The following is a 15459-nucleotide window of genomic DNA, read 5'->3' as shown; positions in this document are numbered from 1 at the left end:
ATTTCTATAGAATATCTGAGAAATTAATGGTCACAAAAGTAATCAACATAAATGTTTTTACCAATAAATTTGACTATTGTTTGTTAGGGCTGGATTCCTTCGATAAAAAGATGTATCACTTTTAGGGTTTTCTTTAGCTTGAATAAAAAAAAGGATTTAGCTTTACCGCTATTATAATTTAAATTTAAAATGGAACAAAAAACCTTACTACAGATTGCAAAAGACTTTGATAGTCCAGTTTATGTCTACGATACAGAAAAAATAGCAGTGCAATATAAACGCTTAACTTCTGCTTTTAATAAGGTTAAAAATTTAAAAATTAAATATGCCGCTAAGGCATTATCCAATATATCTGTATTAAAATTTCTAAAATCCTTAGGCTCAGGTTTGGATACCGTATCCATCCAAGAAGTTAAATTAGGCTTGAAGGCTGGTTTTACTCCAGATCAAATCATCTATACACCCAACGGTGTTTCTCTTGAAGAAATTGAAATGGCAGCTAAACTTGGGGTGCAGATCAATATTGACAACCTTTCCATCTTGGAACAATTTGGAACACGTCATCCAAAAACACCAGTTTGCATCCGAATCAATCCGCATGTCATGGCTGGCGGCAACACCAATATTTCAGTGGGGCATATTGATAGTAAATTTGGGATCTCAATTCATCAAATTCCACATTTGTTGCGTATTATAGAAAACACAAATATGAACATCAACGGCATTCACATGCATACGGGAAGTGATATTCTTGATATTGATGTATTTCTTTATGCCAGTGAAATTTTATTTGATACAGCGTTGAATTTTAAAGACCTGGAATTCATTGATTTCGGATCCGGATTTAAAGTTCCTTATAAAGAAGGAGATATAGAAACCAATATTGAAGAGCTGGGACAGAAACTTACCGATCGGTTCAATACATTCTGTAAAAAATATGGAAGGGAATTAACATTGACCTTTGAACCTGGAAAATTCTTGGTAAGTGAAGCCGGTGTTTTTCTAACCAAAGTGAATGTTGTTAAACAAACCACCTCTACGGTATTTGCTCAAGTAGATTCTGGCTTTAACCATTTGATAAGACCAATGCTCTATGGCTCAAAGCATGATATTATTAACATTTCAAACCCAACCGGACGAGAGCGCTTTTATTCGGTTGTAGGATATATTTGTGAAACGGACACTTTTGCCAGCAACATACGGATCAATGAGATTACGGAAGGTGATATCCTTTGTTTTAAAAATGCCGGTGCCTATTGTTTTACCATGGCCAGTAATTACAACTCTCGCTACAGACCTGCGGAAGTGTTATGGCACAATAAAAAAGCACATTTGATCAGAAAACGTGAAACATTTGACGATATCCTAAGAAATCAAGTTGAGATTGATTTGAGTTAAAACTTCTTGTATATGCGATTTGTTTTTTGGATATAATTATAGAAACTTGCTGCATACTTGAAGTGCATACACCCCACTTTGTGGCCACCTTTTAAATAGCTCATAATGAACCAAATTCCTCCTAAATTGATCCGTCAGATTTTCGTGATCCTTCTCATTTTATTTATGGGCAGCTTAATCTTTCAGGAGATGTTACCTTATCTTACAGGGGTTCTTGGTGCCATAACCATTTATATACTGTTTAAAAAATGGATGGCCTATTTGGTAAAAACCAAGAAATGGAACGCTGCATTGGCGGCAACGCTCATTATGTTCTTATCATTTGTTGGTATCCTCCTTCCATTGGCTGGAATTATTTGGATGTTGAGCAATAAAATAGGGAGAGCTGCAAATAATAGTGAGCAGGTCGTAACCGCGTTCAAACACCAATTGACCATTGTTGAGGAATATATGGGCTTTGATATTGCTTCAAAAATTGATACCACAGCCATAACCGGATGGGTGTCAACCAATTTACAAAACGTGGTGGGTGGTACTTTTAATGCCTTTATTGCCATTGGGCTCATGTACTTCATGCTATATTATATGCTAACCAACCGGAGAGCCTTGCGCGAATCCTTAACTGAATATATTCCATTGGATAAAGATAACCTGAAAGAAATAGGTTTAGAAATCGAAGCGATGGTGCGTTCCAATGCCATCGGAATTCCGTTAGTTGCCTTAGCCCAAGGTATAATTGCCTTGATTGGATTTCTGATCTTTGGCATACAGGAACCGTTTTTCTGGTTTGTAATTGTCACTATCGGCTCTATGATTCCTTTTGTAGGAACTTTGGTCGGTATCTTACCGGTCTTTTTAATCAGTCTTTCTTCTGGTGATACGTTTCAGGCCTGGGGAATATTAATCTATGGTTTTGTGGTTGTAGGTTCAACGGATAATATCATTCGGCTATACGTGCTTAAAAAACTGGACGATGTCCATCCACTGATTACTTTGATTGGAGTTATAGTGGGGGTGCCTATTTTTGGGTTTATCGGATTGATTTTTGGCCCCTTATTGATCAGTCTGTTCATGGCTTTAGTAAGTATCTACAGACGAGAATACGGAAAATCGGAACCAAACACGGATAAAGAACATCTTTAATTCATAATCCAATCATATATAAATCGCTCATGTTGTCTATAAGTAAAAAAACAACATAGAATTTTATTGGGCTCAAAGAAACAAACTCAACTCACTTTTTAAATCTTTAAGAGACTTACGGTAAAATATGGAATAAACACTTTTAGGAAATTAATATTATAATTAACTTACATCCTAACATTCTCTAAATTATAATTTCCTAAAACTTATGAAACCGCACTATCTCCTATCCATTTTAATTTCCTTTTTATATTTCGGAACACTTCATGCACAAGAAGCTTATTTTCTAATCGACCCCACAATAACTCCCGACGGACAAACTATAGTTTTTAGTTATGACGGCGATTTATGGAAAGTCCCTGCAAGTGGCGGTGATGCATTTAGGCTAACGGCCATGGAAGGAGAAGAAACACTGCCGCGTATTTCGCCAGACGGAAAATGGTTGGCCTTTAGTGCCACCCAATATGGCAATAAGGATATTTATATTATGCCAATAGACGGCGGCGAGATTAAACAACTCACGTATCATGATGCCACCGATGATGTAGATAGTTGGTCGTGGGATTCAAAAGAAATTTATTTTACCTCATCGCGATACAATCGTTACAGTGGGTATAAGGTTTCTGTGTCCGGTGGTACGCCAACACGATTGTTTGAAAACTATTTCAACAATGTCCATAATGTCGTTTCTTATCCTAATACAGACGAAATTTTCTTTAATGAAAGTTGGGAAAGCAAAAATTTTACCAGTCGTAAACGCTATAAAGGCGCTTACAATCCTGATATCAAATCCTACAATCCAAAAACCAAAGGATTCAAAGAATATACCGATTATATTGGAAAAGACATGTGGGTAACCATAGCTGAAAATGGTGACATCTACTTCGTTTCTGATGAAATCAACGGGGAATACAATTTATATACTTTTAAAGATGGAACTACTAAAAACGCTTTAACAAAATTTGAAACTTCAATCGGTTGGCCCCAGGTTAGTGCCAACGGAAATAAGGTCGTGTTTACCAAAGACTATCAGATATTCTTGTACGACGTCACTTCAAATACAACTGAAAAGGTCAAGATTCTAATTAACACTAATAATACACTCATTAAAGAGCAGGATTTTAAAACTAAGGGTAATATCAGTACGATGTCCATATCGCCAGATAATAAAAAAATGGCATTCATTTCTCGTGGCGAACTGTTTGTATCGGACATAAAAGGCAAGTTTATCAAGAAAATAAACACCAATCCCAATGAGCGCGTCAAGGAAGTAAAATGGCTAAAAGATAATCGGACGCTATTATTTAATCAGACCGTTTCCGGCTACACCAATCTCTTTACCATTGCTGCCGATGGAATGGGTGAAGAACATAGAATTACTAAAGAGGAGAAAAATAACGCGAATATTGTTTTAGATCATAAACTAGAAAATGCAGCTTATATCAGTGGCCGTGATGAATTGAGACTATTGGATCTTAAAACACTAAAAAGCACAACCTTAGTGACCGATGAGTTTTGGGCACTTCGGCCACCAGCACCTGAATTTTCACCAGATGGTGCGTATATTTTATATTCCGCTTTTCGTGATTTTGAGCTTGATATTTTCACCTATCATATCCCAACCAAAGAAATTATCAACTTAACCCAAACAGGTGTTTCAGAAAGTAATCCCACATGGTCTTCAGATGGAAAATACATTTATTTCCAATCTAACTTAATGCAACCTTCGTTTCCAAGAGGTATTGGCGATACACATATTTACAGAATGGCTTTAGACACCTATGACACACCTTTTAAATCGAATAAGTTTGACGAACTTTTTAAAGAAGATGAACAAAAGGACAAGGATAACTCTGATAAGAAAACTAAAGATAAAAAAGAAAAAGACAGTATTAAGGAGCCCATTTCAATCACCATCAACAAAAAAGGGCTGATGGATCGGATCGAACGTATCAGTCCTTCTTTTGGATCACAAAATGATCCTTATATCATTACAAAAGATGAAACGACCTATGTGTATTATGTTTCTAATCACGATCAAGGAAAATATAAGTTATGGAGAACCATTATAAAACCTTTTGAAGAAAACAAAACTGAAAAAGTAGATGATCAAACCATTAGGTATAGCCAATTGGAAACCAGTAAAAGCGGATATTATGCTTTGTTGAATGGCACTATCCACAGCATGGACCTAAAAAGTAACAAGCTTGAAAAAATTGAAACAGAAACCACATTTCGAAAAAATCTGGCGAACGAATTTGATCAGATGTTTTTTGAAGCATGGGCAGGCTTTGAAAGTAATTATTACGATGAAGATTTCCACGGAGAAAATTGGCAACAACTTAGAGATAAGTACGCTCACTTTCTTCCCTACCTTACAAAACGCTCACAATTGAGTATGTTATTCAACGATATGTTAGGCGAGTTAAACACCTCCCATGTTGGTTTTTATACCTCCGGGAAGGAAGATGAAACCTACTACAGTAGTTCCACTTCAGAATCGGGAATCATCTTCTCTCAAGACAACCCTTATAAAGTAGCACATATTGTTAGTAAAAGTCCTGCGGGTATCACAGGAAAAGACATTAAGCCAGGTGATATTTTAATCAAAGTCAATGGAAAGCCAGTAGATTCCAAAACAAATAGAGAAGCTTATTTTTCTGGACCATCCTTGGATAACGAAATGCAGTTAACTTTTAAAAGAAACGGTAAAGACATTACTGTAAACCTGCATCCAATTGCAAATAGAGAGCTTAAAGATATGCTATACGATGAATGGGTGGATGACAATCAAAAGTATGTCGATGAAAAAAGTAATGATAAAATAGCCTATGTCCATATGAAGAATATGAGCGGTGGTGAACTCGATAATTTTATGAAGGAGATGGTTTCTGAAGCCTATAGAAAAGACGCTTTAATATTAGATTTAAGAAATAATACAGGTGGAAATGTGCACGATGCCGTTTTACAGTTCTTATCTCAAAAACCTTACGCCCAATGGAAATATAGAAATGGAAAATTGGCACAGCAGCCCAATTTCGCACCTGCAGCCAAACCAATTGTTTTACTAATTAACGAGCAATCCTTAAGTGATGCTGAAGTTACAGCTGCTGGTTTTAAAGAATTGGGCTTAGGAAAAATCATCGGAACAGAGACCTATCGTTGGATTATTTTTACCTCAAGCGGCCGTTTGGTGGATGGGTCATCATACCGTTTGCCATCTTGGGGCTGCTATACCTTGAGCGGTAATAATTTAGAGCATACAGGTGTAGCACCAGATATTTATGTGAAAGAAAACTTTAAAGACCGACTCACGGGCAAGCAACCACAATTGGACGAAGCTATTGTAGAAATCTTAAAGGAGCTGAAACCTTAAGTGATGTAACTAAAAGAAAAGCCTTCGGAAGTTAAGAACCTCGGGGCCCATCCGACCGGCACGGACCGGCAAGACCACGTGGCATGAAAAACGAATTATCCCTTCGATCGAGGCAAGCCTTATGATATTAAAACCCACTGTTGGGAATTAAAATCCACTGGTGGATATAAACAGAACTAAAAAAGACAGAACCACTAAACCATAATTTTAATAGTATACCAAATTACCCCAGTTTCAAAAGACAACCTACATATTTATAATCAATCCGATAATTATGAAAAGCTTTTATTTTCTTATCATTTCCTTATTTATTTGTGCAAATAGCATTGCTCAAAAAACTCAAAACCTAGAACTTTTGGATGTTTTTAATTTGGAATATATTTCTGATCCTCAAATTTCTCCCGATGGCAGCCGTATTATTTACGTCAGAAATTTCAAAGACGTGATGACCGACCGGAACTTATCAAATCTTTGGATGGTAAATATAGATGGCAGCCAAAATAGACCCCTTACTACTGGAAATCAAAACGATTCTCAACCAAGATGGTCGCATGATGGCACTAAAATAGTGTTCAAATCAAACATGAAAGATGATCGGGTAAAACTCTATCTGATGTGGGTCGATTCCAAAGATATAGTAGCGCTTACCAATACTCCCGAAAGTCCTGGAGCTGTATCATGGTCCTGGGACGATACACAATTGGCGTTTTCTATGTTTGTACCTACTACCAAAAAATCACCTATCTCTCTACCACAAAAACCTGAGGGCGCCAAATGGAATGCACCTCCAATTTATATTGACCAAATGAATTACAGAGGAGATGGCCAAGGCTATCTTAAATCTGGTAACCACCAATTATTCACAATCTCTACGGATGGTGGTACTCCAAGACAACTCACTTTTACTGCTAACAATCATGCTAACCCCATTTGGTCCAAAGATGGAAAGTCACTTTATTTTGATGCCAATCTTCACGAAAATCATGAAATGGAACCTCGAAATAGTGAAATTCACCAACTCACCATCAGCACAGGCGCGATTAAAGCACTCACAAGCCGTAAAGGCCCAGATGGTGGTGCAGTTTTGTCGCCCGATGGAAGTCAAATAGCCTATACAGGTTTTGATGATACCTATCAAGGCTATACAGTTACCAATCTTTATGTTATGAATACAGATGGTTCTGGCAGCAAAATTTTGACCAGAGATTTAGACCGGGATATTTCCAATCCAATTTGGGAAGACAACGGCAAAGGTCTTTATTTTCAGTATGATGAAAAAGGTGATACCAAAATTGGCCATGTAGCACTCACAGGAAAAATAAGAACTATTACCAACAAACTTGGCGGACTTTCGTTAGGTCGGCCTTATAACGCTGCGTCCTACTCAGAAGCCACAAACAAACTTGCCTATACCCTCGGTGCAACGGATCATCCTGCAGATTTAGCGGTTTGGAATGGCGGTAAAACGACAAGGATTACCAACGTTAACAAAGATCTTTTTGCTGACAAACAACTTGGTAATGTTAAAGAAATCTGGTGGAATTCCTCTTACGACGATCGGAAGATTCAAGGTTGGGTGGTCACACCTCCAAACTTTGATCCAAATAAAAAATACCCTTTAATTCTTGAAATCCATGGTGGACCATTTGCCAGTTATGGTTCTGTATTTTCAGCGGAAGTTCAAATGTTTGCTGCTGCAGGCTATGTGGTTTTATATTCTAACCCCAGAGGAAGTACGGGCTACGGACAGGAGTTTGGAAATTCGATTCACCATGATTATCCTAACCACGATTATGAAGACCTCATGTCTGGTGTGGATGCTGTTATCGATATGGGCAACATAGACACCAACAACCTTTTTGTTACCGGCGGCTCAGGTGGTGGCGTGTTAACAACATGGATTGTTGGAAAAACCAACAGATTTAAAGCTGCTGTGGTGGCTAAGCCGGTGATTAACTGGTATAGTTTTGTACTTTATGCAGATAACCCAGCATTTTTCTATAAATATTGGTTTGGAGACAAACCTTGGGACAATCCTGAGGCGTATATTAAAAGATCGCCATTGTCTTATGTTGGCAATATCAGCACACCGACTATGGTCTTGGGCGGTGAAGAAGATTATAGAACCCCTATAAGCGAGCTGGAGCAATTATATAGCGCCCTCAAAATACAACAGGTAGAAACGGCTATGGTAAGAATTCCGGGCGCATCTCACGGCATTGCCAATAAGCCAAGTAATCTTATTGCTAAAATTGCAAGTATATTGACTTGGTTTGATAAATATAAAAATGAAGATTAGGCTCTTAATTGCCTAACCTCTTTAATCAACATCGATAAACAACATTTTTTATAGAGCTTTACTATCCAAAAAAGTGCATCCATAAAGTTGATGAAAACAACTATATGGATGCATTTTTGCGGTATAGAACTCCACGGTTGGAACTTTGTAATCCAAAACAAACCTCGTGGCTCACATAAACTATTTAATGTTCGGATTACCGAATAGGCAATCGTATTTGAGAAGGATACTGCCTTGAGTGGTGAATTTTATTTTCTGCGATGACGCCTTCAGATTCATCATAATTATTTCCTCCAGTGTTCAGATTACGCGCAAATCGTGGAAAATTACTGCTTGAAACCTCAATGCGAATTCGATGTCCTTTTTTAAAATAGTTACTTGTAGACATTGGTGTCAAATCAACTTTATACACCTTGCCTTCTTCCATGAACACTTCTTTATCGTAGCCTTCTCGATAACGCACACGCTGTATGGTTTCGTCAAGATTGTAGGCCGTACCATCAGGATATACATCGATGAGCTTAATAGTGAAATCCGTGTCCTTAGCATCGGAAGAAACATAGAGCGTAGACTCAATAAATCCGGTGACTTCCACACCTTCCGTGAGAACATCGGTAGTATAAACAAGAATGTTAGGATTTTCTTCCGCCTTTTGCTGATCAAATGCGCCTCCTTGCACCGCATTTCCTGTGCAGCATACATTGCCTCCTAAAGAATTAACGGGATTCATGGGGTCATAAATAAAAGAGTCTGGATTATCTTTCGTAGCTTTCTTTTTTGACAGCGTGCCGTTGCCTTTAAGTGTATTGGCTTTTCCGTCACTATTCAAATAATAAGTAATCATTTTAGTATCTGCTGGCGGCCATTCCTCTGCCGATTTCCATTCGTTGCTGCCCATAGTATAATATTGTACTCGAGGTGTTTTTTCCTTGAAATCATTGGTTTCTCCTTTCAACCAAAGATCCCACCAAGCATAAATCTGTTCGTCATAATTTAAACGGGCATCGCCTACGCTACGTTGACCGACTATCGTATTTTCGGTGGCTCGGGTAAATGCACAATGTAAGGTAGGCGCAATGACCAAGTATTGATTTTCCTTTATTTCAGGATCTTTTGAATTGTTGCGAACATGGTTAAACAGAGCCAAATTGGGCGTGATTGAAACGTCGTACCAAGAGGCAAACCAGAAACTTGGTGCACTAATTTCCATGGTATCATGATAGAGCCCACCTTCGTACCAAGCTGGATCATTAGGTTTACGTATCACCATTTTATCAAAAATTTCATTTTTTCCATGTATGTTCTTGACAATATCTTTAATTGGTAAATGTTTAAGGGCCTCGGCCATATCTATTGGTGGATTTTTTGGAGCGAGATCATAGAACCTTGAAATTCTGATCAAGTCTTCTTGTGTAGCACCTTCAGGGATTCTTGGCTTAAATTTATCTTGCTCAACCCCGTACAACCAAGCGAAGAACAAAAGCTGCTCTGCACCACCTCGGTACCAATTGCCCTGTTCTTTAATGTCGCCTACAGTTCCTATACCTGCGCCAAATCCCTGTGGTACCATGGCGGCATGTGAAGGATGATCAAGCGCCGATACGGCCATCTGCCATTCTGCAGTCGATGAACAGCCAATTGTACCAATTTTTCCGTTAGACCAAGGTTGATCGGCCATCCACGAAAAAGCATCATAACCATCGGTGAGCGGCATCCCCAAAATATCCCATTCGCCTTCAGAAAAGAAGCGTCCACGTTCATTTTGCACCACAAAGGCATATCCACGTTTGACAGCCTCATAGGCTTGTTGAGCAGTCCGAGTCTGGCGAACGCCATCAACCCACGTGTTAAAATTGTAAGGTGTACGCGAGAAAATAATAGGTACTTTTTCTGTCGTTTTAGGCCTGTAAATATCGGTAGCTAAACGAATTCCGTCGCGCATAGGCATCATCACCTTTTGATCAATAATGGCAATTTCTTCAAGTTTTTCAAAAATATCTTTTTGCTCTTGTCCATAGAATATCTGAACAGTCAACAAGAAGATAAAGATAAAGGGAATACGGTAAGTTTTCATTGGATTAATTTTTATGATTGGTTGTTTTTATCATTAGTCTAATGTAAAGAAAAATTAATTAAACCAATCTGTAAAACAGCTTGAAAAACTAACCATTACAACTTTAATATCATTTAGAGTCTCAAGTCCCCTATTAAATATTCGAATTTAGTATAACTCCTTCCCCTATAGCTCCGATTAGCTCAATTTTTATGCTGGGATAAAACAAACCTTGCGGCACACGGATAAAAAACCAATTTACTGGCATTTAAATTGTCATTTGGTTTAGGACAAACTTATTGATAATTACTTTCGGACAGGGTCTAAAGAGGATAGGATAGAATATTTTTATGAGGCCTTAAAAACATATCCCACTGGTGGGAATAAAACACGCCCGACGGGTTAGCATCGGGTGTGTTGAGTATTTCCAAATCAGAATAAGTTGGTTATCAACCTTCTAATTCTTTTAACTTCATAGGTTTTAGTAAGTTTCCGGTAATGGAATAGGCATCGTATTAAACACCTGATCTCCAGGTCTATCAATTGGCAAAGTATTTGACAAGCCATACCGTCTCAGATCAAACATTCTATGGTTTTCAGACCAAAGTGAGTATCTGCGCTGTTTGAGCATTTCTGCGGTTAAGGCTTCTGCTGTTTGTGCTCCTGAATAATCAGACAAGTTGGCCGAGTTTCTAATGACGTTTAAAGCATCTTCTGCCTCTTGCAAATTACTCGCTAAAATATTTGCTTCGGCATACACCAAAATCAACTCCTCATTCCTAAGAAAATCGATAGGGCTGGTATCAGAGTCGTACAAACGCGTTTCATGGGTCCCATTTAGACCATCTTGCGATGCCGGATTTGCTCTCACGGCCGATTTTTCTGAAACTCTTGAGTCTCCAGCTTCTGCATCTGCAATCCAAGAATTATGGACTATAATCTGATCCCCATTAAGATTAGGGACTTTGAATACCGTGTTGGCCTGATCGCCACCGCCGAGGCCAAAAATATGCTTTGGACCTATTTCCAGATTCCCTGTGAGATCCAAATAGGAGTCTGACAGGGCAGATAATGCCGCATTTCCGTCACCATCATAAACCGCAGCCATTCCAGCCACTGCTCTGTTGAATTCAGAAAAAGTAGAAGGCGTATCGAAACCTGAAAACCCATTACTCAATGTAAATGCAAAATCACTTCCTGCATTAGATAAATGCTGCTGTCCCTCTTCCAGAAGAGCGCGGGCTTTGGTAATACCCTCATTAAATTCTACTATTGGCCCCAAATTCTCAGGATCGGAAACATCCAAGCGGGCTTTCCCGTAAGATTTTAGTATTTGTATCAACTCTTCTGCCATCATCGTCTTGGCAAAACCTAAATAGCCATTTCTTTCACTTTCATTTACTGCATCCGTGTTGGAAACCGCCTCTATTAAAAGATTGACATTCTTAATACATCTGTAATTCCCGTTCCATGAGCCAACGCTATAAAATGAGTTATTGTCTAATTGAAGGCCATCTTTACCTAACAAATCGCCCGTATTACGAGGTTCCGCATTAAAAAGATAAAGCTCTCTTGCCATGACACCATTAGATGTGGCTTCGTTTCCTATACCATTTCGGGAGGTAGATTCTATCGCAACCACAAGTTCGTTTAATTGGCCTTTGGAAGCGTTTTTTAAAACCCCATCCACACTAGGCCCATTCGGATCTACGACTTCATCAAAAGTACAAGAAACCATAAGCGAGAATAGTGGGATTATGAAGGTCACAATCGCTAAAGATTTTATATTATATTTCATATTATATTTTTTTTAAAAATTAACGTTTAGGCTAAAGAAAAATTGGCGTGCACTCGGGTAAGACCCTACCTCTATCCCTGTAGAGAGACCAGTACCACCATTAACGGACACCTCTGGATCATAACCACTGTAATCGCTTATGGTAAAAATATTCTTACCAGATACACCAAGTTTTACCCCGTCAACCACATTGCCAAAGACACTGTTAACCGTGTTTTTAGGAAGCGAATAATGAACTGAAGCTTCTCTTAATCTGAAATAACCTGCAGGTTCAACAAATCGCACTGCATTTGCTGGCATCTGAAGTCGCGCTTTTCCTTCTTCAGTCTCTAGGTCAGGCGTAACCAATCCTAAGTCAGAAAGAAATGTGGTAAGGTTAAGGTTTTCTCCTCCTTTTTTCCAGTTTAAAAGGAATGAGACATCAAATTGTTTGTAAATAGTGAAGTTATTGCTAAAGCCCATTTGAAAATCAGGTTCTACATCACCAACCTTAGTCGGTTTTATTCCTGTTCCATCCAGATTTAAGTTACCAACCAACTGGGTTGCTGAGGCTCCTTCTTGAATATAGAAGGTTCCCAAGCCCAGTCCAAATCCAGCGCCCGGTTGAGCAAATGCCGGTACGGCCAAGCGCGTTATTTCAGAGCGGTTTGTATACCATTGAATAGAAGTGTTCCATTTGAAATTTTCAGTATCAAAGACAAAAGCCCTTAATGCTAATTCCACACCTGTATTTTTCATGTCACCAAGGTTGGTGGACTCTATAGTAAATCCAGAAGAAGATGGTAATGCTCTGTCTAAGATTAAATCTTTTACTTTTTTGTCATAATACGTCGCTTCAAAGGATAATCTATTATTGAACATTCCAAGATCAAAACCAAATTCCAATTCGCTGGCAGTTTCAGGTTTTACAGCGCCGTCTCCTTTTGTTCCTACTACCGACTGCCCAATATTTCCGCCGATGTTACTCGCACCCAAACTGGTAAACGTAGAGCCATAACGTGATGGACTCCCTGTTTCTCCATAAGCAGCTCTCAACTTCAACTGAGAAACCGACTCTAAGTTCCAAAAATCGAAATTTGCCATGTTAATCGCCAACGACGCCTTTGGGAATCCATGGAATTCGTTAGGGTCGCCATTTCTAGAGGATTTATCCATACGATATCCTAGAGTAGCAATAATCTGATCTTTATAGTTTCCTTCTATTTGTCCAAAATAACCAAAATCCTTTTCTTCCGAGCGGAATTGATCAATGATTTGATTCACAGATTGATCAACACTTGTTTGCCCAGCAGCTAATAGAGCACCTCGGCTATTTACAAGATTTGATTTCTGATATAGATATGCCATTCCCAATTGTGTGGTGAGATCTAAATCGCCCCCCATAGCTTCTCGGTTCCAAACACCAATAATTTGAGTATTTAATTGTGTAAAGTTATTTTTTCCTACGGCAATAAAACCTCCAGGACCTGGGCGTACTTGGGCTTGATGAGTTTCTGGAACATAAACATAGGTCTGATTTGCTAAATAATCCAATCCACCACTCGTGACAATTCTAAGCCTATCAGTATCTGTTCTTAAAATATTTGTGTTTAAAGTCATCCCTTGCACAAGACGATCATTGCTATCATCATTCAAGGCATTGTCTCTAACAAATATGGAGTTTCCAGCCGCGTTAGGGTTATCTGGGTAATTACCATTCTCATCCGGGAATAGATTGACCCAAGGTCTCGTATATGCCAAATTGTAACCATAACTCAGACCGCCCTCATTTTCATTACCAGTAAAACTTCTACTGGAATTACTTCGGGTATAACTAGTAGATGAACTAAAATCGAATACTTTAGAAATCCGATGGTCAATATTGCTTCGCAATGAGAAACGATCAAATCCAGTATTTTTTATAATACCTTCTTCATCCCTAAAAGAACCACCAACGTAAAATTTGGTCTTATCATTACCGCCAGTAGCACTTAAACGCGTTTCAGTGATGAAACCTGTATTTCCATAAATAATATCTTCAAAATCATAAAGCTCTCCATTTTCTGCCATTGTGGCCTCATATTTCGCTCGTTCAGCAGGTCCAAATGCACTCTCTACCGAAGCAGCCGTCCAAGGACGAACGCCTAAGCGCTTTGCAATTTTATTCATACCTACATCTTGACTGAATCTAATTCTAGTCTTGCCAGCTTTACCTCTTTTAGTCGTAATCAAAACTACACCAGCATTACCTCGCTGCCCATAGATTGCGGCAGCCGAAGATCCTTTTAACACTTCTATGTTTTGGATGTCATTTGGATCCAAATCCGCTAAACGGTTACTTGAGTTCTCCTCATTACCACGGTTTGCACCCGATGCGAAACGGAGTCCAGACGGGATTTCCACATTATTATAATAAACACCATCAACTATGATGAGCGGTTGGTTGTTTCCGTTAATGGAAGAAATTCCACGTAGTCGTAATGCGAACCCTCCACCCGGTGCACCAGAGGTGGCAGTAATATTTACACCAGGAATTTTACCGTATAGAGCGCCATCTACCGTGGATTGACTCGTAGTTCCGACTAACTCTTCAGCAGAAACCGTAGACACAGCATTTGCAAGGTTTTGTCGTTTAACAGAACTCGCCAGTCCGGTAACGACGACTTCATCAAGTCCGGTTGCGGACTCCTCCATAGTGACCGTTAAGGCGGTTGGCCCAGTCACATTGACTTCTGAAGTGGCATAACCCAAAGAAGAAAAGACTAAAGTTGAAGGGAATGAAGGCACTAAAATTTCAAAATTGCCATCAATATCGGTTATAGCACCAGTAGTGGTTCCTTTTACAATAACGTTGACACCCGGAAGAGGAAAGTCAGCTGACCCTTCCGTAACTTTACCTGTAACAGTTCCCTGAGCTGCTAGCAGCAACGGAACTGTTAAAAAGATCAAGAGAATAGAATTTTTCCAAAAGTTTTGTTTCATATTCATATAATTAGTGTTAAAATTTAAAAGTTGAAGATAGTAAAGTTTTCAAGTTTTAAAAATATTTTTTAAAAAAGAAGTCGTTTTTTGTAAACAATGTTTCGTGAACAATATCCAATTTGAATACAGAAAAGTGATGCTGATAAACAATGAAAGAATAATATCTAAAAGTTCATATTCCAAAATATCCACTGATGATGTTTTAGTAATTTAACCACGGAAAGCTTCTGCTTTTGCCTTGTAATGTTAAAAACAAAACCGAAATTACTGACGAAATAAAATAATTTCAGTAGATTTATCTTTGAAGACAAAAAGCCAAACACACTCAATATCTTGATTTTTAAAATGATACATTGTTTAGCACTTGTTTTTTGGCATATTAAAAGCAGCTTTGGTTATGCTGAACCAAGTGATTATTGAAAACTCCCATC

At 38.5% G+C, this 15459-nt stretch carries 7 protein-coding genes; 4 read left to right on the top strand and 3 right to left on the bottom strand.

Translation table 11 applies throughout. From position 1 onward, the window contains the following. Positions 1-189: 189 nt before the first annotated feature. From lysA to H3Z82_RS09765, 4 genes are all read left to right on the top strand, one after another. On the top strand, positions 190-1398 hold the full coding sequence (gene lysA, locus H3Z82_RS09780) for a diaminopimelate decarboxylase (protein ID WP_182205320.1): 1209 nt from the start codon (positions 190-192) through the stop codon (positions 1396-1398). A gap of 105 nt (positions 1399-1503) precedes the next feature. Next, positions 1504-2541: an AI-2E family transporter gene (locus tag H3Z82_RS09775; RefSeq protein ID WP_182205319.1), complete on the top strand. Its 1038-nt coding sequence runs from the start codon at positions 1504-1506 to the stop codon at positions 2539-2541. 208 nt (positions 2542-2749) lie between these two features. Continuing rightward, positions 2750-5917 (top strand): S41 family peptidase, encoded by a 3168-nt coding sequence (locus H3Z82_RS09770; protein WP_182205318.1) that lies wholly within the window; start codon positions 2750-2752, stop codon positions 5915-5917. A 274-nt stretch (positions 5918-6191) separates the two neighbouring features. Beyond that, positions 6192-8216, top strand: coding sequence for a S9 family peptidase (locus H3Z82_RS09765; protein WP_182205317.1), 2025 nt, complete (start codon positions 6192-6194; stop codon positions 8214-8216). Positions 8217-8412: 196 nt separating this feature from the next. Here H3Z82_RS09765 and H3Z82_RS09760 read toward each other — a convergent pair whose 3' ends face one another. The 3 genes from H3Z82_RS09760 to H3Z82_RS09750 form a co-directional block, all read right to left on the bottom strand. Continuing rightward, positions 8413-10290 (bottom strand): CocE/NonD family hydrolase, encoded by a 1878-nt coding sequence (locus H3Z82_RS09760; protein ID WP_182205316.1) that lies wholly within the window; start codon positions 10288-10290, stop codon positions 8413-8415. A 460-nt stretch (positions 10291-10750) separates the two neighbouring features. Next, positions 10751-12067, bottom strand: a complete 1317-nt coding sequence (locus tag H3Z82_RS09755) for a RagB/SusD family nutrient uptake outer membrane protein (protein WP_182205315.1) — start codon at positions 12065-12067, stop codon at positions 10751-10753. A 12-nt stretch (positions 12068-12079) separates the two neighbouring features. Further along, on the bottom strand, positions 12080-15028 hold the full coding sequence (locus tag H3Z82_RS09750; protein ID WP_182205314.1) for a SusC/RagA family TonB-linked outer membrane protein: 2949 nt from the start codon (positions 15026-15028) through the stop codon (positions 12080-12082). Positions 15029-15459 lie beyond the last annotated feature (431 nt).

Origin of the sequence: Gelidibacter maritimus, assembly GCF_014062315.1 — a bacterium.
Lineage (GTDB): Bacteria > Bacteroidota > Bacteroidia > Flavobacteriales > Flavobacteriaceae > Gelidibacter > Gelidibacter maritimus.
The sequence above is the reverse complement of the archived record's forward strand: the minus strand, read 5'-3'. Positions and strand labels throughout refer to the sequence as shown.